Source organism: Glutamicibacter sp. 363 (genome assembly GCF_052379505.1).
Lineage (GTDB): Bacteria > Actinomycetota > Actinomycetes > Actinomycetales > Micrococcaceae > Glutamicibacter.
Genome location: NZ_JBQSYR010000010.1, coordinates 81,787 through 101,622 on the forward strand (window position 1 = coordinate 81,787; position 19,836 = coordinate 101,622).

The 19,836-nt window shown below is 60.9% G+C and carries 14 protein-coding genes, 2 tRNA genes and 1 other RNA gene; 11 read left to right on the forward strand and 6 right to left on the reverse strand.

Annotated features, from left to right (window positions below; genetic code table 11):
* Positions 1-22: 22 nt before the first annotated feature.
* A complete protein-coding gene (locus ACT3UA_RS07860; RefSeq protein WP_444615923.1) occupies positions 23-802 on the reverse strand; it encodes a YaaA family protein in 780 nt (259 codons plus the stop codon).
* Between the two features lie 141 nt (positions 803-943).
* Between ACT3UA_RS07860 and ACT3UA_RS07865 the strand changes: the two genes are divergently transcribed.
* The 5 genes from ACT3UA_RS07865 (at position 944) to ACT3UA_RS07885 (ending at position 6,184) form a co-directional block, all read left to right on the forward strand.
* Positions 944-2,404 carry a dihydrolipoyl dehydrogenase family protein gene (locus tag ACT3UA_RS07865; RefSeq protein ID WP_258133863.1) on the forward strand — a complete coding sequence of 487 codons (1,461 nt, stop codon included), beginning with the start codon at positions 944-946 and terminating at the stop codon, positions 2,402-2,404.
* A gap of 46 nt (positions 2,405-2,450) precedes the next feature.
* Positions 2,451-2,805, forward strand: an RNA gene (rnpB, locus tag ACT3UA_RS07870) — RNase P RNA component class A.
* Between the two features lie 188 nt (positions 2,806-2,993).
* Complete coding sequence (locus ACT3UA_RS07875; RefSeq protein WP_096288801.1) at positions 2,994-4,451, forward strand: glyceraldehyde-3-phosphate dehydrogenase; 1,458 nt, start codon at positions 2,994-2,996, stop codon at positions 4,449-4,451.
* A 97-nt stretch (positions 4,452-4,548) separates the two neighbouring features.
* A complete protein-coding gene (locus ACT3UA_RS07880) occupies positions 4,549-5,010 on the forward strand; it encodes a hypothetical protein (protein ID WP_096288799.1) in 462 nt (153 codons plus the stop codon).
* A 112-nt stretch (positions 5,011-5,122) separates the two neighbouring features.
* Complete coding sequence (locus tag ACT3UA_RS07885) at positions 5,123-6,184, forward strand: winged helix DNA-binding domain-containing protein (protein WP_096288797.1); 1,062 nt, start codon at positions 5,123-5,125, stop codon at positions 6,182-6,184.
* Here the strand turns inward: ACT3UA_RS07885 and def are convergent.
* The 5 genes from def to orn form a co-directional block, all read right to left on the reverse strand.
* Positions 6,181-6,753 carry a peptide deformylase gene (gene def, locus ACT3UA_RS07890; RefSeq protein ID WP_096288795.1) on the reverse strand — a complete coding sequence of 191 codons (573 nt, stop codon included), beginning with the start codon at positions 6,751-6,753 and terminating at the stop codon, positions 6,181-6,183. The two genes, ACT3UA_RS07885 and def, sit on opposite strands and share 4 nt — an antisense overlap.
* Positions 6,754-7,366: 613 nt before the next feature.
* The gene (locus ACT3UA_RS07895; protein ID WP_444615900.1) at positions 7,367-9,943 is read right to left on the reverse strand and encodes a response regulator transcription factor; all 2,577 of its coding nucleotides are present in this window, start codon (positions 9,941-9,943) and stop codon (positions 7,367-7,369) included.
* 388 nt (positions 9,944-10,331) lie between these two features.
* Positions 10,332-10,404, reverse strand: a tRNA-His gene (locus ACT3UA_RS07900).
* Positions 10,405-10,586: 182 nt separating this feature from the next.
* Positions 10,587-10,662 (reverse strand) — tRNA-His (locus ACT3UA_RS07905).
* 158 nt (positions 10,663-10,820) lie between these two features.
* Positions 10,821-11,435, reverse strand: a complete 615-nt coding sequence (gene orn / locus ACT3UA_RS07910; RefSeq protein WP_096288791.1) for an oligoribonuclease — start codon at positions 11,433-11,435, stop codon at positions 10,821-10,823.
* A gap of 208 nt (positions 11,436-11,643) precedes the next feature.
* Between orn and mptB (ACT3UA_RS07915) the strand changes: the two genes are divergently transcribed.
* From mptB (ACT3UA_RS07915) to ACT3UA_RS07940, 6 genes are all read left to right on the forward strand, one after another.
* A complete protein-coding gene (mptB, locus tag ACT3UA_RS07915) occupies positions 11,644-13,173 on the forward strand; it encodes a polyprenol phosphomannose-dependent alpha 1,6 mannosyltransferase MptB (protein WP_255248528.1) in 1,530 nt (509 codons plus the stop codon).
* Positions 13,173-14,687 carry a polyprenol phosphomannose-dependent alpha 1,6 mannosyltransferase MptB gene (gene mptB, locus ACT3UA_RS07920; protein ID WP_096288789.1) on the forward strand — a complete coding sequence of 505 codons (1,515 nt, stop codon included), beginning with the start codon at positions 13,173-13,175 and terminating at the stop codon, positions 14,685-14,687. Before mptB (ACT3UA_RS07915) ends, mptB (ACT3UA_RS07920) begins: the two co-directional genes overlap by 1 nt.
* Before the next feature lie 66 nt (positions 14,688-14,753).
* Complete coding sequence (locus ACT3UA_RS07925; RefSeq protein ID WP_176484295.1) at positions 14,754-15,845, forward strand: VanZ family protein; 1,092 nt, start codon at positions 14,754-14,756, stop codon at positions 15,843-15,845.
* A 130-nt stretch (positions 15,846-15,975) separates the two neighbouring features.
* Positions 15,976-16,743, forward strand: a complete 768-nt coding sequence (locus ACT3UA_RS07930; protein ID WP_096288785.1) for a DUF2637 domain-containing protein — start codon at positions 15,976-15,978, stop codon at positions 16,741-16,743.
* A 65-nt stretch (positions 16,744-16,808) separates the two neighbouring features.
* Entirely contained in the window at positions 16,809-17,906 is a 1,098-nt protein-coding gene (locus ACT3UA_RS07935; protein WP_096288783.1) for a GTP pyrophosphokinase, read from the forward strand.
* A gap of 173 nt (positions 17,907-18,079) precedes the next feature.
* The gene (locus tag ACT3UA_RS07940) at positions 18,080-19,681 is read left to right on the forward strand and encodes an ABC-F family ATP-binding cassette domain-containing protein (protein WP_096288781.1); all 1,602 of its coding nucleotides are present in this window, start codon (positions 18,080-18,082) and stop codon (positions 19,679-19,681) included.
* The last annotated feature ends 155 nt before the right edge of the window (positions 19,682-19,836 follow it).

Here is a 19,836-nt window from a genome sequence, read left to right on the forward strand (position 1 = left end):
CGATGGCGATCAAACGGAACGGCTATTTTGCGGTGGTGAACTGGTGATCCGCGGAAAGCAGGATGTTCAGCGCGAGGCCCTTTTTGTCTTCGACCAGGCTCGCTTCCCATTTGGTCTTGGCCAGGGCGAGCAGTTCCTCCGGGTTCTGCGGGGCAACGGGCTGCTCCACCAAGAAGCGCGCGACCTCGCCACGGGTGTGCTTGGCGAAATGCGAAACCACCTTCGGGACGCCATTGCGCAGCTGGAACACATTCACCGCAACGCAATTGCCATTGCTCGGTTTGTACGCGGCGGCGTAGGTGCTGGAGCGTGCATCCACGATCAGCTGCCCGGCGGCGACCTCGTCAAGCACCGGCGTCAGCCGCTTCTTCCACCAGCTGGCCAGCTTGCCCAGCGGTTCGAGCTTCGCCGACATGGACAACCGGTAGGGCGGGATCCGGTCCGCAAAGCGTACGGCACCCCAGAGGGCGGATACCACGATGATCGATTCGTCGGCGCGCCGCTGCGAGGATTCATCCAGCGAAGCATAATTCAAGGCTTCGAAGAGCACACCCGAGTAGATCTCGTGCGCCCGGGCGGAAGGTTCGGTATGCAGATTAATATTGCGGGCTACCTGTTTGGCCAGCGACGCTCCCACGCCAAGAACTTCCATGGCATCTTCGCGAGCCGACACTTCCGCGAGAGCCGACAGGACCTGACCGCGTTCGGCGACGAGCTCCGGGAAGGAGAGGTCTTCGATTTCAAACACAGCGCCTTCGGCGTGGGCGGTCTTACCTTCGGAAGGCGGCAACAGAATAAGCACGCCTTCCAGCTTATCGGAGATCAACCTCCGTTTCTTTCAGCGGCGCCGGCGCCGGGCGAATCCGGGGCATGTACCAAACGGGCACCGCTGGCTACGCTGGGACCACAAGCCTGCAAGCAGCCACCACAGTGAGGAAAGAGCATGTCCGAATCTCCGGAAACCGCAATGCCTGCTAGCGCCGAGCGGGACTATGACTTGATCGTGCTCGGCGCCGGACCGGCCGGCGAGAACGTCGCCGACTACGCAACCAAACGCGGATTGCGCGTGGCCATCGTCGAAGCCGAACTGGTCGGCGGAGAATGCTCCTATTGGGCGTGCATGCCGTCCAAGGCCCTGCTGCGCAGTGGACACGCGCTGCGTGCGGCACGCCGGCTGCCCGGGGCCCGCGAGGCGATCACCGGCGGCCTCGATGCCGAAGCGGTCCTCGCCCGACGCGATTCTTTCACCAGCAATTGGAGCGACGCGGGTCAGGTCGACTGGCTGGCTTCGGCGGGGATCGAGCTGATCCGCGGCCACGGTTCTCTGGCCGCCCCCGGCCTCGTGCAGGTCGGGGACCGGCAGTACTCGGCTAGTGCCGTCGCCCTGGCCACCGGATCCGTCCCGGTGCTGCCCGCTATACCCGGGTTGGCCGAAGCCAATCCGTGGGGCACCCGGGAAGCGACGGCAACGGCGCAGGTGCCGCCGCGTTTGATCATCATCGGCGGAGGCGTGGCGGGCACCGAGCTTGCCTTCGCCTTCTCCAGCCTCGGCTCCGAGGTCACGATGCTCTCCCGCGGGGCCTTATTGAGCCGCGAAGAGCCCTTCGCCGGTGAGCTGGTCTCGGCGGCCCTGAGCGGCGAAGGCGTGCAGGTGCGCTTCGGCGACACGCCGGTGCGCGTGGCGCGAGACGGGCAAGGAATCGTGAGCGTCCACTTGGAAGACGGCACCCAGCTTCGGGCCGAGGAGCTGCTGGTATCAACCGGCAGGCGGCCGAACACGAAAGGCCTAGGCTTGGAAGCGCTGGGCCTGGACCCGCACGGTGCGTTGAGCGTCGATGACACGATGCGCGTGGCCGGCACCGATTGGCTGTACGCCGTGGGCGACGTAAATTCGCGTTCGCTGCTGACCCATCAAGGGAAATACCAGGCGCGGGCCGCGGCCGAGGCGATCGCCGCGCGGCTGGAGGGCGCACCGGTTTCGGGCGAACCCTGGGCGAAGCATGCCGCGACGGCCGATCATGCGGCGGTGCCGCGCGTGGTTTTCAGCGACCCGGAAGTTGCGGCCGTCGGGCTGACCGAACACGAGGCGCGCGGCAAGGGGCTGGATATCCGGGTGGTCGAGCTGGATCTGGGCGCCGTGGCGGGAGCCAGCCTGCACGCGGACGCCTCCGCGGGGCGGGCGAATCTGGTCGTCGAGCAGACGCGCCAGGTGGTCATCGGTGCGACCTTTGTCGGGCAGGATGTCTCCGAGCTGCTGCATGCGGCAACGATCGCGATCATCGGTGAGGTGAGCATGAACCGGTTATGGCATGCGGTCCCGGCCTACCCGACCGTGAGCGAAATCTGGCTGCGGCTGCTGGAGGAGTACCACTATCCGGCCATCACTGTGGCCAGCGGCTCATAACCGATGTCGGCGCGCGCAAACTCGCGGGGCTAGAATGGTTAACGAATGGGATGACTAGGCGATCGCGTGCCGTGCAAACGGCCCGAGGAACGTCCGGGCTCCACAGAACAGGGTGGTGGGTAACGCCCACTCGGGGCAACCCGCAGGCTAGTGCCACAGAAAATAGACCGCCAGGCTTCCTGGTAAGGGTGAAACGGTGGTGTAAGAGACCACCAGCGTCCCGGGTGACCGGGACGGCTTGGTAAACCCCACTCGGAGCAAGGTCAGACAGACTGCGTTATGAGGGCTGTTCGCCCCATGCAGTCGGGTGGACCGCTAGAGGCTGTCGGCAACGGCAGTCGTAGATAGATGATCGTCACCGCGCAAGCGGACAGAACCCGGCGTATCGGTCATCCCATTCACCATCCGCTCACCTCGGGTGAGATGATTCACAGGCGTCCAGCCCCGCAACCGGGGCGCACCGTCTAGAATGGATACGTACTTGCGGGGATGATCCTGTTACCCCGCGCCACCGCAAAAGCAATGGTGCTTCTCACGGTGCCAACCGACTTTATGGATCTGTAAGTCGGCTGAATTGGAAGGATTTTCTGTGACCCAGCAGTCTGTCGTTGCCCAGGAAGAATGGAGCGGGCGCGAAGAGCTCGCCGAGGCCATGATTCCGCTGATCGGACGTCTTTACCGCAAGAACAATGTGGTGACCTCCATCTACGGGCGCAAGTTGATCAACCAGTCCGCAATTGACATCATCAAGGCCCACCGCGTCGTGCGCCGGATCGATGGCAAGGAACTGGCCTTGACGACCACCATGCCCCTCCTTGAAGCAATTGAGACCTTGAACCTCGGTTCGGTTTCCGTTGACTTGGGGCGCCTGAACAAGAAGTTCATCGAATCTGGTTCGCAGGACCTGAACGCATTCTTGACCGCAGAGCTCGGCGACAAGGTCGGCCAGGCCGGCGCTTCGGACGTTGAGCCACAGGACGTAGTGCTCTACGGCTTCGGGCGCATCGGCCGCCTGCTGGCCCGCATTCTCATCGAGCGCGGCGGCTACGGCCTGCGCCTGCGGGCCATCGTGGTGCGCAAGGGCTCGGATGATGACATCATCAAGCGCGCCTCGCTGCTGCGCCGCGACTCGGTGCACGGCCGTTTCGACGGTTCGATCACCGTTGACGAAGCCAATAGCACCATCCAGGCCAACGGAACGCTGATCAAGGTCATCTACTCGAACGACCCAACCACCGTTGACTACACCGAGTACGGCATCAACAATGCCATCGTGGTGGACAACACCGGTCGTTGGCGCGACGAGGCTGGCCTGTCCCAGCACCTGCAGGCCAAGGGCGTCGCCCGGGTCCTGCTCACCGCACCGGGCAAGGGCGATCTGAAGAACATCGTGCACGGCATCAACGATTCCTGGATCACCGCCGAAGACAAGATCGTCACCGCCGCTTCGTGCACGACCAACGCGATCACCCCGGTGCTCAAGGCCCTGAACGACAAGTTCGGCGTCATCCACGGGCACGTCGAAACCGTTCACTCGTTCACCAACGACCAGAACCTGATCGACAACTTCCACAAGGGCGAGCGCCGCGGCCGTTCGGCGGCCCTGAACATGGTCATCACCGAGACCGGAGCCGCCAAGGCAGTGGCCAAGGCCCTCCCGGAGCTGGAAGGCAAGCTGACCGGCAACGCCATCCGCGTACCGACCCCGGATGTTTCCATGGCGATCCTGAATCTGAACCTGGAGAACGGGACCACCAAGGAGGAGCTGAACGCTTACCTGCGTGAAGCTTCGCTGACCTCCAGCCTGCACCGCCAGATCGACTACATCGATTCCCCTGAGGTCGTTTCCTCGGACTTCGTCGGCTCACGCCGCGCGGGTATCGTTGATGGTTTGGCCACCATCGTTTCGGACAAGAACGCCATCGTTTACGTGTGGTACGACAACGAATTCGGCTACTCCTGCCAGGTTGTCCGCGTGATTGAATCAATCGCAGGCACCCACCCGGTAGCAGTTCCAGCAGTGCAGGCGCAGGCAGCTAACGCCTAAGCCTCCAGCGCGCAGGGCGAAGCCCCGATCCTTGGATAAGGATCGGGGCTTCGCCCTTTAATGCGGCTGCCGAAGTTGAGTTGCTATTGTTCGGTGCATGCATTCAAGAATCCGGACCGGTGGTCGATCTAACTTCTTACGTGCCGGCGCACTGCTGGCCGCCGCGCAAATCACCTTGTGCGCGTGCAGCTCTAGCGAAGGGGCCAGTTCCCTGAGCCTGACCTCCGGCACCCCCCGTGCGGTGGTTGATGGGCAGAGCGCGGATGCGCAGGGAGCGCCGGCCGGCGAAGGAGAGGGGGAGTTGCTGGTCGGTCCGGGCGGATGCTTTGCGCTCGATGGCGATGACGGTGCACCGGCACTGCTGGTGTTCCCGGAAGCAACCCAGGTGCTCACCGATGGCTGGCCGGGCCTGGCGCTCGCCGACGAACAATATTTGGTGGGCAACGACGTGCTGTTCAGCGGCGGGTACCGCAAGTTGGATTCGGCCGAGCGCGAGGCGGTGTCCGCATGCCAGCCGCAGGGTGAGGCGTTTTTCGTGCAGGCGCCTGCGGAGAAATAACATCAATCGGCTCATTCGAAACTATGTTCTAATGCTGTTTTTCGGTTTAGGGGCGAAGGACTCAGATTGAGTTCTGCTACGCTCAACGCACCAAGACCGGGGGACTGCGACCATGCGACCAGAGCTATTATTGCCCGCAAGGATGGCCAGCCAGCTGCTGCTGGAGCCGGCAGAATCGATTCTAAGCGCCGCTGGGCATATGCTGGCTGTCCAGTCCCAGGATTTCACTGCCGGTCGCTACGCGCTGGCTCAGCGCGCGGGGATCGGCGTGACCAGGGCGCAGGTGGACGAACTGTTCAACTCCGGCAAGCTGGTACGTTCCTGGACCATGCGCGGCACCCTGCACATCTGCTTGCCGCAAGACCTCAAGTGGCTTATGGAAAGCACCAAGGAACGCACTCTGCGCTCGAACGCGCCACGGCTGCGCGAATTGCTAATTGATGCCAACGCCATTGAGCAGGCCGCCGGGGTCGTTGCCAGCTATCTGGCAGATCACGGTCGCGCCAGCCGTGACGCCCTGTTCGCCGAATTGAATTCGCACGGTATGCCCACCGCCGGGCAGCGCGGGATCCACTTGCTGATGGTGCTGGTGCAACACGGGCTGATCTGCCTAGGCCCGATTCCGGCCGATGCAAAGCTGGCCGCCCAGGATTTTGTGCTGCTAGAGCGCTGGGTTACCGAGCATCAAGAGCCGGAGAATCCGCTGCATGAGCTATTGCTGCGCTATCTCGGCTCCCACGGTCCGGCGACCCTGCGCGACGCCGCTTGGTATACGGGCCAAACGCTCACCACCATGCGGCGAACGGCAAGCGAGCTCGGCACGAGCCTTGTGCAGGTAGGCGTCGACGAGCATGGAGATGCTTACTGGGTAGTGACCGGCTCCCGTGCCGAGCAAAGCCTGGAAGCACCAGGCCTCCCCGGCCTTCCACTGCGGCTGCTGGGTGGATTCGATGAGTACTACCTGTCCTATGCCAACAGGAGACCGATTGCTGACGAAGCGATGCAGCGGCAGATCGCTCCCGGAAAGAACGGAATGTTCTTGCCGTTCTGGCTCGAACAAGGGCGAGCAAAAGAGGTCTGGAACGCCAAAGCAGCGCCGGCCGATCCCATCGGTGCGGCGCTGCATCAGCGGTATCTAGAGTTCAGGACCATCCGGCAACCGGCGAAGGATTAGTGTCCGAAAGGGTCTTCGTCGGTCCCAGGTAGCCAGGTAGCACCCGGAACGCCCCAGCCCAGCGCCTTCTTCGCCTTCAGCCAGCGCTTATCCCAGCGTGGCACGAGCTTGTCCACGTACAGGAATCCGTCAAGATGATCGAATTCGTGCTGCATGATGCGGGCGAACCAGCCATCGGCTTCGAAGGAGACCGGCTTGCCGAATTCGTCCACGCCTTCAACCTTGGCGTAATCGGCGCGCTTGAGCGGGAAGTTCAATCCCGGAACAGAAAGGCAGCCTTCGGCTTCTTCGTCCGGATCCGGGTTCGCCTGGGACACCTTTGAGAGGGTCAGTACGGGGTTGATCAGTACGCCGCGTTCCGGCGCGCTGTCCTGATCCGCATAGATGTAGGTGAAGATGCGCAGGCCAACGCCGATCTGAGGTGCTGCCAGGCCAACCCCGTGCGCCGCGTCCATGGTGGCATGCATGTCGGCAACGAGTTGACGAAGCTCGTCATTAAACTCGGTGACTTCAGCGGCGCGCTGATGCAGTACGGGTTCTCCATAAACGGTGATCTGCCGAATGGGCACGTGATCGGTTCCTTTCGAAAGTGCTTAGGGTGCTTATCCAATAGTTTCACGGCTGATCGGAGTTGTGCCACCACGCAGTTTCAGCAAAACTTCTCACCCGTGGCCTTGGCGGGGAGCCCGCCGGGCGCTGCTGCCCTCGTGCCTTAGGGCAGTTCCGCGGGAATTCCACTGATTTACTAGTCAATATCCATAGTTGAGGCACCACGGTGGTACCTGGGCATGCCTCCGCAAGGTGAAATCCAGGTAGCGCACCGGGCGCAGGTGATATGCGCCTCAGCGCGATAGGGAGGTGCTAAGCAGCTGCAGATACAGGTGTGACCGTGAAGCGCCGGAAGCTGAGCAGGTGTTTCGAACAAGGGTTCGAATGTATATTCGAATGCTTTTGGTTCGAGCAAAGCGGTGTGAATGAACGCAGTTAAGCGGGAAAGGCTAGCGCCCCCATGGCGCTAGCCTCCCGCAGAGCTTGTTAGGCGCTCTTGCTGATGCGAGTGTCTAAAAGCTTTGTCCCCAATGAATCGAATTTTGAATCCCCCAAGATTCCTCATGCATAATTCGATCCCCACGCGCACTAGTCTAGGGCGGCAAACCCATGTTGAGCAGTGCAAACCGGACACTAGGTAGTCTTTGGCCCGGATACAGGTATCGTTTTGAAGTCCTCATCGAGGATTTCATCAAAGACCGCCCCCGAATCACTGACCGGAAGCAGCTGGCGACGATCGGTGATGCCTAATTTAGCGTAGGACCGCTGTAGGTGGCCTTCCACCGTACGCGGGGAGAGGAATAGCTCCTCGGCGATTTCTTGATTGCTGCTACCACGCGCGGCCATCACGCAGACTGCGTATTCGCGTTCGGTTAACAGGGAGCGGACGATACGCCCGCGCCCCAGCGAGGGAGTGTTGACTGCTGCCAGCGGGGCAGCCAGTTCCACGCAGAGCCCGAGCAACCGCGTGGCGAGCGCTCGCCGACCAAGATTCCGCGCCCGCGAAGAGGCGCGATGAGCAAATTCCGCCGCATAGAGCGGGCGGCCGGCTGAGGCATGCACTTCGCAAAGCCGCTCAATGCCCTCCTCGCTCAGCGAGTCCAGAACCCCCGCGTATCCGGCAATTGCCCGTGCCAGGGGTCCCTGGACCTGCTCAGCGGCAGCTTGGAGCTGTGCCTCGTCCTCGGAAAGCTCCAGTCGCCATGCGTCATGAAGCAAGCGCATCCTCAGCAGCTTGCGGCCGAACTTGTCCGCATGGGCCAAGCACCGCTGCAGATGCTCCAGCGCGGCCTGCCGGCCTTCGAGCTCAAGGATCACCGGCAGTAGGTAGCGTTGGGCCAGCGGGCGCATGATCTGCCCAGCCACGTCGGGGGCCGAACGAGCCATATCGTAGTGGAGACGAGCCCTGGGGATATCTCCAATCATTACCGCGGCCGCCGCCGCGAATGAGGAGGTAAACCCGGCAACCAGATAGGGATCGGACACCGAAATGAGGGCGAGCGCCTGCTCAAAAGACCCAAGGGCCTCAACGGCCAGTCCCTGTTCCAAGAACTCAATGCCGATGCCGGTCGAATAATTTGACGGGTTCAAGGCCAGAGTCGTGAAATCAATGTCGCCCAATATTGAAGCCAGCGCCTCACCGCCGCCGCCCAAGGCCGACATCAATGCCGGTAGTGCAAAAACTATCTCCGACTGCACCGCCGGGGTGGCGCTTTTCCAGAAGCCGTCCGCGACCACGTCCAAAACTTCTTCGAGCGCGTCAACCGGTCTGCCGGCATAGCAATCTTCGATAATCGCATGAGCTAGGCAAGCGGTGCGCAGTTCGGGCGAGATCCTCTCATCACGCGCATATTCACGAAGCTTGGAGGAGTCCACAATTTGCTGCGCCCGGGCGCGGAGGATCAATCCGAACGCGCGGCTCTCGACCGGATCCTGCGGTCCCGATTCAATGATTTCCAGAGCTAGGTCAGGACGCGCCAGACCGGAAAAAGCAATCCTGGCTGCCACGCCTCGTACCTCGGCACTGCCGGTCCGGAGCAGGGGCTTGAGTACCGCTAGGGCGGCCTCTGACTTCGCTAGTTCATACAGGGCATCTGCCCGAAGCACCAAGAGCTTCTCCAGCATCCGCTTGTCCGTGAAGGATTCGTGCCTCACGGAATCCGTCAATGCGACCACCTGCGCGAAACGGCGCGCATCGGCCGACCCCACAACGTCTTCGAACAACTCGGACGCCGGAACCTCGATCCCCAGCTGCACGCGGTGAGTGGTGAATCGTGCGCGCGCTTGCGAAGTCAACACCTCGCGGGGAAAAGCGCTGTCGGCGCGCTGCAGATAACCGCGAAGCTTCGTTGGGGACAAGGTGCTCAAGACGCTTTGCGCGGATAGCCCCGCACTCAGCTCAACCGCTAGGTCGCGCTCGCCGGTAGCCTCATCCAGGGAAAGCACAATGAGTTTGGCCAGCCGGGAGTCCAATAGGTTCGATAGCAAGTCGCCGAATAAACGCTGTGCCAGCGGATAAGGCAGCCTTCCGGTGACCGACAGCAGTTCTACGGCCTCGCGGATTTCTTCTGGCTGGTCTTTGAGTCGCGACGAAATGAGGTCGGTAATTCGCGAACCTTGGGGATTCCATTGCCGGTCGAGGGTCCAGTAGCAGCCCTTCAGCGTCAGCGCTCGCGCAGTTCGCGCATCAAGGGTGAGCTCGCGCAGATGCAGCGCGTTGCCGCCGGAAAACTCTAGCAGCATCTCAACGGTGGCGGAATTGACCTGGCCGCCGAGCACATGCTTGAGAATGGCTTCGGTGTCTTCGAAGGTCAGTGCGGAGAGCCCGATGCGCTTTGAATGAGAATCGGAGCGGAGGCCCCGCAGCGGCTGTGGCAGTTCATGGACGGCAGTGGTTGCCATGACCAATTGGATGCTTCGGGTCACCGACAGATGGGCCAGTACCGCTGCGCTTTGTTCATCGGCGAATTCGGCTTGATCCAGAAGAATGCACAGTTTTTCATTCGTGGTGTATTGAACCAGCGAAGAGATCATTTCACCCGGTGTAGAACCGGCGTTCTTCAACGGCAGCTGCGCGCAGAGAGTTGTTAGCAGTGCGAAAGGAACAAGCTCAAGAGCCTTCGCCGCGGTGAGCCAATACAACTTCTCCTCGGTACCCAAGAGGATTTGACGGGCAAGCGTCGTACGCCCGGTTCCCTGCTGGCCAACCACAAATATCGCGGCTCCTTGCACTGTTGCCGAGCGGGCTTCCCGAAAACTGCTTTGGAGCGAGGGAAGCACCGTCGGTAGTGCGCTGCGGAGACCAGCCATAGGCACCAGTGTGTACTTCGCTCCGTGGCCGGTCAAGTAGCGAAGTTCCTAATACAGGTAGAGATCGCGCTGTACAGCAGGCGCTTGACTGGAATACTCTACGCATGCGTTGCTCGCATCAATTTACTATTGCAGTGGACCAGGGCTAATTCCAGTGGATATTAAACTTTGCGTGTGGAATTATGGGGAAATTTGCAAGCGGTGCCGCGAGCGGCGTGCAGCAGTTTAAAAAGAAAAACAAAATCGGCCTGATCCGTAACTTTCGTTTTGGATCAGACCGATAATCAGGGGTGAGTAACGGGGCTTGAACCCGCGACCTTCTGGACCACAACCAGACGCTCTACCAACTGAGCTATACCCACCATGTTTACTTAGCTACTAGTCGGAACGTCAGAGACGCTCGAACTGATTTCAAGCAACGAGAAATACTATACACGCATCCGGTCCGAAAATTACAATCGGAGGATAGTTTGAGCGGGGGAGTCCAGCGATTACGAAAAATCGGCCTGATCCGTAACTTTCGTTTTGGATCAGACCGATAATCTGGGGTGAGTAACGGGGCTTGAACCCGCGACCTTCTGGACCACAACCAGACGCTCTACCAACTGAGCTATACCCACCATAATTGCTTCGTTACTAGTCAGTTCGCTTTTGCGTCCCGACTTCGTATCTGGCAACGAGAAATACTATACACGCACCCGGGGGGTGAGTGCCAACTCGAAAGGGCCCTATTGTGCTGTGTTGTGCATCACCCGCTTTTTAGGGCCCTGACTAGTCGTTACTTTTCGGCTGCCGGGGAGAGTTGTGAAGCGATCTTGCGCGCTTGATCGGTGCTCGGCCCCGGTGCGGGGACCATGATCGCAGCCCGGTAATAGCGCAGTTCATCGATCGAGTCCTGAATGTCACCCAGTGCGCGATGGTTGCCGGTTTTGGCCGGAGCTGCGTAATGAGCCTTGGTGTACCAACGCCTGCTCAGTTCCTTCAAGGTGGATACATCAATGATTCGGTAATGCAGGTGCTCGATAATTTCTGGCATATCGCGTGCCAAGAAGTTCTTATCGGTCCCGACCGAGTTACCGCCCAATAAAGCCTTGTTGGGTTCTGGAACATGCTTACGGATGTAGTCCATGACCAGGCGTTGGGCTTGATCCATCTGCATTCCGCCATCGAGCTCTTCCAGGAGTCCGGAGACCTGATGCATATTGCGCACGAAGTCATCCATCTGGGCCAGGGCGGCATCCGCTGGCTTGATCACCACCTGGATGCCCTCATCGGCGATATTCAGTTCCGAATCGGTGATCAGCACAGCTACTTCGATCAACGCATCGTTGGCCAGGTCCAAGCCGGTCATCTCGCAGTCGATCCATACAATTTTTTCTGAGTTACTAGACACGTGACCAATCTACCCGTTGTGCGCGGTGTGGGGGAGCGCACGGGGCGAAAGCTTGGTGGATGCTGGTGTCACACCTGAACCCCGGTCTTGCTCAATGCTAAAATCATCTGAGATTTCCGGACGTTGAATTATGGGCTCTCCAATGATTTCCCGGACTTGGCGTCGATTTTTTTAAACGAACTTTTTGTCCGATCCAGCACGAGGTGTCATGGTGTCCGCTAGCAAACCAGAAGTGCTGGAATCCCAGCCGTACCCTGGTGTCAATAAGACGTTGCTCAGCGGCATCGTCGGTTCGTCCATGATCCTCTTCGGGTCCTTCGGAACGGGCTGGCTTGCCAGCGTTTCACCGCTTAACCGTGATCCGTTCTTCATCATGGTCCGCACCGAAGCCACCGGTGTGACCATCAGCGTGATCTTGCTGGCGCTCGGTTGCTGGCTGCTGTTTCGAGCCTGGTGGCGGTTGGGGCAGAAGCTCAAGGGCTGGGACGCGGGTTCGCTGAAGATCGTGCGCCGCGCGGTCTGGCTGTGGAGCATTCCGATGCTCATCGCGTTGCCGATTATGAGTCGCGACGTCTTCGCATATATTGGCCAAGGCAGACTCGTCGACGCGGGGCAGGACCCCTACGTCGACGGCATCTCCAGCTTGAACAATTGGTTCCAGCTGGGAGCCGACACGATGTGGGCACAGGACGGCACTCCCTACGGCCCGCTCTTTCTGACCATTGAATACATCGTGGTCAACATCGTGGGTGGATCCACCGATGCGGCAGTTCTCGCCTTCCGCGGGATTGCGCTCATCGGCGTACTGCTCTGCCTGCGCTACGTTCCCAAACTGGCCGAATTGCATTCCGTCTCGGGTGCCAAGGCGGCCTGGATGACGGTGGCCAATCCGTTGTTCCTGGTGAACTTTGTGGCCAGCGCGCACAACGATGCGCTGATGACCGGACTGTCGGTCTGGGCCGTCTACCTCGCCTGCAAGCGCCACGGATTCTGGGCCATCGTGGTGCTCGCCGCCTCCATCGGCGTCAAGCCAATCACCCTGGTGCTGCTGCCATTTATCGGCTTGCTCTGGGCCGGGCCGATGGCCAGCTGGCCCCGGCGTATTTTGTACTGGGCCTACTCCGGATCGATTTTCCTGGCGCTCATGACGCTCGTTGGTTGGATGAACGGCTATTGGTTCGGCTGGCTCGACGTGCTGCTGAACTACAAGGGCGTCGGTGTGTCCATCATCGCGCCACTGGGCATGCTCACCGTCGGACTTTCTGGCATCTTCAATTCCTTCGGCCTGGAATCGGGCTGGGTGCTTCCGGTGGTGAAGACCGGTGGCCAGCTGCTCGCCGTGGGTCTGGCCATCATGCTGATGTTCCGTGGCAAATACTCGCATCTGGTCCAGCGCATGGGCATCGCCTATGCGGGGATCGTCGTGCTATCCCCGGTGATCCAACCGTGGTATCTGCTGTGGTTGCTGCCGTTCTTCGCCGTCACGGGACTGCGTGACGACTGGCAGATGCTCTGGCTGCATCTGACCACGATCTTCTTCTTGGCTTATCAGGCCGCGGACCAGATTTTCGTCTGGCAGTTCCTGCAAGAGAGCCTGGTGCCCCGAGTTCAGCTGATCTCTTGGAGCATTTCGATTATCTGCGCCTTGTACCTGGTCTTCCTTGATCCGAAGACTAAAACGATCTGCCCCGAATTGCTTAGCTCCACCAACTGGCTGAAAAAGAAAAAGAAAGCCTAGTGAGCGTGCAAGTGCGAAATTATGAGCGGCATGCCACGCCGCTGAGAACCCTGGGGTGGCAGGGATTCGCCGCCTCGGCGTTGATCACCGTGGCTTCGTGGGGGATCGGCTGGTTTCCCCGCAGCCAGCTCTCCCCGCTGGCACGCAGCGGCTTCTTTATCGAATTCCGCACCGAAGTTTGGGGCGTGATTAGCTGCATTATCCTGATGGCGCTGGGGCTGGCGTGGCTGACTCGATCTTGGATCTTGGCTCGGCCGCTAGTCGAAACCGCAGATACGATCCACCCAAAGCAGTTGGGCAAGTTGATCGCCATGTGGTCCGCGCCGCTGATGTTCAGCTTTCCCATCCTCAGCCGTGATGTCTATTCATATTTGGCCCAAGGGCGGATGCTGCACGCGGACAAATCGCCCTACCATGAGGGTATTTCTGCACTTCCTGGCTGGTTCGATGGCGGATCCGATGGGCTCTGGGCTCAGTCGCCCTCGCCATATGGGCCCTTTTTCCTGGTCTTATCGCGCATCATCTACTTCGTCTCCAACGGCGTGCCGGAGATCGGTGTGGGTTTGCTGCGCGTCGTCGCGCTGCTCGGGGTCATTGGCTGTTTCCATTTCACCGCGAAACTCGCCCAAAAAATGGGGCAGAACCCGAACTGGTCCAACTGGGCCATCGTGGGCAACCCACTGTTTTTGCTGACCATGATCGGTGGCGCGCACAACGATGCGTTGATGATCGCCGGAGTGTTCAGCGCCTTCGCCCTGGCCTATGACCGCCGCGCCATCGCGTCGACCTTTGCGCTGGCCATCGCGGTTTCCGTCAAACCAATCGTGCTGCTGGTCCTGCCCTTCATCGGGTTGATCCTGCTCGGTCAGAACCACCGGCTGCGTGCGCGCTGCGTCGTCTGGCTGAAGGTTTCCTGCTATTGCCTCGCCTGGCTTTCGGTGATCGGCGCGGTGACCAACCTCTGGTTCGGCTGGCTTCCGGCGATGTTCACCGCCGGCGACGCGGCATTCCCCTACGCCCCGGTGGGACTGATCGGCTGGTCCTTCGGCAATCTCGTAGGGCTCCTCGGTGGACCGGTAGCGCTGACTCAGTCGATCGTGGTGACACTCTTTCAGGCCTTCTCCCTGCTGATCGTCGCCCGGCTCGCCTTGGCGAAGGATATTTCTCGGCCCGTCCGCCTGGCCGCCTGGGCGCTGTCCGCGGTGGTTTTGCTCGCCCCGATCATCCAGCCCTGGTACATCTTGTGGATGATCGCCCTTTTCGCGATCTCGCACCGAGTCTCGTGGTCTTCGGAGAAGCTCATGATCTACCTGTCCAGCTTGATCCTGCTGGTGGTATTCGTCGACCAGCTATCCATCGAACAGTGGCATATCGTCTGGCTGATGCGGGTCCTGGCGGCGGTGATCGCGGTGGGACTGATCGCCGGGCTTTTCCGATTCGATCCGAAGACGCGCACCGTGCTCAGCGGAAACACCGGTCCTGCCACCATCCCGGAATCTCCCACCGGGCGTTAACGAAGCTCACACCTGGCATCCCAGCTTCTTGGTATCTTTCTCCGCTTAGATAGAAATATGCAAACGATGTTCTGGCCCGCAACGATAGCCATGCTCGGCGCTGCTCTGTTCCTTGGCGCCGCCGGTATCTTCCTGCTCGCAATCCAGTACCACCGCCACGGTCGCTTATCGTGGCGGCGCACGCTGACCACCGGCGCCGCGGTGATTTATGGTTTTGGATTATTCAGCTACACGATGCTTCCGCTGCCCGAAACACGTACCGCATTCTGCCGGCCCGGGGTGGCCATCCCGCAACTAAATCCATTGAACTTTCTCAACGACTTCGCGCTGTCCTACGAACTGGGCATGCGTCACTTTTTGACGAGTTTCACGCTGTGGCAGGTCTTATTCAATGTGATCTTGTTCATGCCCTTAGGTATTCTGGCGGTTCGCTGGCTGCGCGGCAACATCTTCCTCGGCACGCTCATCGGACTCACCGCGAGCCTAGCAATCGAGCTGACCCAGTACACCGGCATCTGGGGACTCTACACCTGCGCCTACCGCGTGGCGGACGTGGACGATGTGCTGACCAACACCCTCGGCGCCCTGATCGGTTCGATCGTGGCATACCTGCCCATCTTCAGCTGGCTGACCGGACCCCGCGAATCGAGCGCTGCGAATGCCGCGCCGCGCGAGGTCACCCGGCTGCGCCGTTTTATGGCCAACGCCTTCGATATAGCTTTTGTGCTGGCGCTGGTCATGCTCACCACCTTTGTCCTGGAAATCGCCGAAAAACTGGGCGCACCGCAGGCCTCCTACAACCTGACCGAGCGGTGGATTCCTTCCATCTCCGTGCTGCTGGTCTTCCTGCTCCCCACCCTCGCGCCGGGACGCGCAAGCCTGGGTCAGCGTTGCGCCTGGATCCGTATCGCCGGAAAGCAGCGGCGCGAAGCCTCCGCGTGGCAAGCCTTGCTGCGCAGCCTTTTGGGGCTCGGCGGAATTTCCTTCGCCTTCCAAATCGCCGACAGCATCTGGGCGGTCAGCCCCTGGGCCTGGCTGAGTTTGCTGGTCCTGGGCTACGTGGTGCTCAGCTCGCTCTTCTTGCTCTTTGATCGTTCCGGCCAGGGTTTGGCCGGGCGGATCACCGGCACCAGATTTGTCGATCGCCGAATGCGCTAAGCGCGCACCGCACAACGCCCAGCCGATGAGGCTAAAATAGTTCCGGAGCCGGTGCCCGATACCGCTGGTAACTACATTCGCTTTGTTGACGTTCCTATTCATTTCTCGAAAGTAAGGTCTGCCCCGCAGCATGGATAACAAGCCAGAAATTCCGCGCGAGCCTCACCGCGCCGTCCTAGGAACCGCCGTGGGTGCCACGGTCTTGATCGCGATCGGTGCATTCGTCCTATCTTTTGCGGCCCTGACCGACCTCGCCGAACGCTCCGGCATCGACTCAAGCCTGGCCTGGATCTGGCCAATTATCATCGACGGTATGATCGTGGCCGCTACGGTTGCGATCGTGGCGCTGAACGGGTTCAACCGCAAGGCAATGATTTACCCGTGGTCGCTGCTGTTCTTCGGCGCCATCGTGTCCACGGCGGCCAACTCCACCCACGCGATCCTTACCGTGGACTCGATAGTCAACGGCGTGCCACCGCTGGTCTCGGCGCTTGTCGCGGCCATGCCGCCAATCGTGCTGCTGGCCATCACCCACCTGACCGTACACATGTACCAGAAGAAGTCCGAAGCCTCGAAGCTTCGCGCCGAATACGAATACGATGAAGATGCGGCCAACGCCGAGAAGTACGGCGTCGCCTACGATGACGGTTACAACGCCGCGCTGACCGACTCGCAGCAGGCCGAAGCCGAACGCGTAGCCCAGCTGGAGCAGGATCACCAGGATGCCATCGCCAGGGCCCGTGCCGAGGCGATTGCCCAGTCGCGTGCCGAAAAGGTCACCCCGCTGAAGCAGGCTCCGGCGGCCAGCGCACCAGCCACCGCGGCCAAGCCGAAGAACGATGACAAGGCGCCATTGTACGAGGATATGGCCAAACGGCTTTCGCGTCCGCAGGCCTGAGGCTTCCACCCGTTTAGCAGCATACGAAGGACTTATTGCATTTCACCGCACTAGGAGGCAAGACTATGGATCAATCGACCAGCAGCACCGAACCGGCACAGTTCAGCGACCAGATCGACGAGGCAGTTACTCGTTTCGAAGCGGTCGGTGCCGAGCTCGACGAGGTGCTCAGCGCGATGAAAACCAAGATCCGTTCGTTGTTCCACGGCAGTGAAGTCCAACCCTTGTTCGTGACCGGAAGGGTGAAGACTCCGGAGTCCTTCCGGTCCAAGGCCTCGCGCCAGCTGCAGGAAACCCCGGAAACAAACCCGGTGCTCGAATTCCCCAACCCGTTGCGCGAAATCCACGACATGGTGGGGCTGCGCATCATCGTGATGCTGCCCCACGAAATCCAGCAGGTCGCTACGCTGATCAAGGCCCACCGCGAGGACTTCGATTGCCGTAGCGACCGGGAGAAGGACATCGGTTCGGTGGAATCCGGAACCTACGGCTACTCCTCACGCCACCTGCTGCTCAAAACCCGCAATGAACCGAGTGTTTCCAAATTCCAGGAGGCCCTGGGCAAGCCGGTGGTTCCCAGCGGCAACTTCGTCTTCGAGGTGCAAATCCGCACGGTGCTCCAGCACGCCTGGAGCGAGATGGAGCACGATATTCGCTTTAAGCATCCCGGCGAGGCGGCCTGGAACCCGCAGATCGACCGGCATTTCACCGCGACCTCCGCGATGCTCGAAACCGTGGAGAACTACTTCACCGACATCGACGATCTCTACCACCGGATGAATGGCTATCACGACCGGCAGGGGCTGGGCGCCGAGAAGCTCTCGGGGGAGAAGATCGGTGAAATCTGGCAGACCCTGCTGCCCCATGTGGACCGCAAACGCGATGACGACTGGTCCTGGGCTGCCGAACTGCTCGGCGCGCACGGCATCGACGCGACCTGGCAGCTGGCCGAGCTCCTGGACGCGAACGTGGTCACCGAGGTCCGCGCGGCGCTGGACCACCGGTATTCTCCGGGGCCGGACCGGCTGCTCGACGACGTGCTGCTGTGGCGCTTCGGCAAGGAGCATATCGAAAAGACCAGCGGCTCGGATCTGCGCCGCGAGGCGTCGCTGCGCCGCCGGCTGATTCAGATGAAGGACTTCCGCTCCACGCAGCGCGGCTAAGCCACCTGCCTCCGCCCGCCACCAAGACCCGGTGGCGGGCGGCGGCTTTTTGCTTCCGATGTCGATTCGCACACAGTAAGGCATAACCCAGCTGGGCGACCGGTAGGATAGTAAAGTTGCCCTTGATAGGGCCAATAGATTTTCCTTACCCCGTTTCGAAAGGGCCACACCATATGATTTCCGTAGCCAACCTTGAGCTACGCGTCGGCGCCCGCTTGCTGATGGACGAAGTAAACTTCCGGATTGACAAGGGCGACAAGATCGGACTGGTGGGTCGTAACGGTGCCGGTAAGACCACCATGACCAAGGTTCTGGCCGGGGAAACCCAGCCAACCGGCGGCGACGTGTCAAACAAGGGCTCCATCGGCTACCTGCCGCAGGACCCGAAGACTCCGGACATGGAGCAGCTCGCGCGCGACCGCATCCTGGCGGCCCGCGGGCTGGATATCGTGCTGAACAAGCTGGCCAAGAACCGCGAGGAGATGGCCAGCGAAGACGCCAGCATCTCCGCCAAGGCCATGCGCCGCTACGACCGACTGGAAGCCGAGTTCATGGCCGCCGGCGGTTATGCCGCAGAATCCGAAGCCGCCGCGATCTGTTCGAATCTGGATCTGCCAGAACGCATCCTGGACCAGCCGTTGAGCACGCTCTCCGGTGGTCAGCGCCGCCGTGTGGAGCTTGCCCGCATCCTCTACTCGGACGCCGAAACGCTGCTGCTTGACGAGCCGACCAACCACTTGGACGCCGACTCCATCACCTGGCTGCGCGACTTCATCAAGAATTATGCCGGCGGCGTGCTGATGATCAGCCACGATACCGGCCTGCTGGACGCCACCGTGAACAAGGTGCTCTTCCTGGACGCCAACCGCGCCACGGTGGATGTCTACAACATGAATTGGAAGCGCTACCAGGTCCAGCGCGAAACCGACGAGCGCGCCCGCAAGCGCGAGCGCGGCAACATCGAGAAGAAGGCCTCGGTCTTGACGGCGCAGGCCAACAAGATGAAGGCCCGTGCCTCCGGTGCCTCCGCCGCCCAGTCGATGCTCAAGCGTGTGGACCGCATGCTCTCGGGACTCGAGGATGTGCGTGCCAACGATCGTGTCGCGGCGCTGCGCTTCCCGGATCCTGCCCCTTGCGGCAAGACCCCGCTGATGGCCGAGGGCCTGTCGAAGGCCTATGGTTCGCTGGAAATCTTCACCGACGTGTCCTTGGCAATCGACCGCGGTTCCAAGGTAGTCATCCTGGGCCTGAACGGTGCCGGTAAGACCACCTTGCTGCGCATGCTGGCCGGTGTCTCCGAACCGGACACCGGTGAGATCGTTCCGGGCCACGGCCTGAAGATCGGCTACTTCGCCCAGGAGCACGACACCCTGGATACCGAAGCCACCGTGCTGGAGAACATGCGCCGCAACGCGCCCGATCACCTCAACGATGCAGACGTGCGTTCGATCCTCGGCTCGTTCATGTTCGTCGGCGATGATGTGTCCAAGTCCGCCGGGGTGCTCTCCGGCGGCGAGAAGACCCGTCTGGCCCTGGCGACCATCGTGGCTTCCAGCGCGAATGTGCTCTTGCTCGATGAGCCGACTAACAACCTCGACCCCGCCTCGCGCGGAGAGGTGCTTGGCGCGCTGTCCACCTTCCCGGGTGCCGTGGTCATGGTCAGCCACGATGAGGGCGCGGTGTCGGCCCTGAAGCCTGAACGCGTGGTCATCTTGCCCGATGGCGACGAAGACCTGTTCAACGACGGCTACCTGGAATTGGTCTCACTGACCTAAATCAGCGACTGCACATTCATCGCGGGCCGGCACACTTGCACAGTGTGCCGGCCCTTGGTGTTATATCCAGCCGTGAGGTTAAGTCTGCACTGTCTGCCGTCGGCTCGTGAAAATTCGTCCAAAGACGGGGATATTAGAAAATCCGGAGGCGGTGC

Coding starts and splice junctions, on each gene's coding strand:
- mptB (WP_255248528.1), top strand. CDS start 11,644: ATGGTGTCCGCTAGCAAACCAGAAGTGCTGGAATCCCAGCCGTACCCT.
- ACT3UA_RS07935 (WP_096288783.1), top strand. CDS start 16,809: ATGGATCAATCGACCAGCAGCACCGAACCGGCACAGTTCAGCGACCAG.
- ACT3UA_RS07865 (WP_258133863.1), top strand. CDS start 944: ATGTCCGAATCTCCGGAAACCGCAATGCCTGCTAGCGCCGAGCGGGAC.
- ACT3UA_RS07925 (WP_176484295.1), top strand. CDS start 14,754: ATGTTCTGGCCCGCAACGATAGCCATGCTCGGCGCTGCTCTGTTCCTT.
- ACT3UA_RS07940 (WP_096288781.1), top strand. CDS start 18,080: ATGATTTCCGTAGCCAACCTTGAGCTACGCGTCGGCGCCCGCTTGCTG.
- ACT3UA_RS07885 (WP_096288797.1), top strand. CDS start 5,123: ATGCGACCAGAGCTATTATTGCCCGCAAGGATGGCCAGCCAGCTGCTG.
- ACT3UA_RS07930 (WP_096288785.1), top strand. CDS start 15,976: ATGGATAACAAGCCAGAAATTCCGCGCGAGCCTCACCGCGCCGTCCTA.
- ACT3UA_RS07880 (WP_096288799.1), top strand. CDS start 4,549: ATGCATTCAAGAATCCGGACCGGTGGTCGATCTAACTTCTTACGTGCC.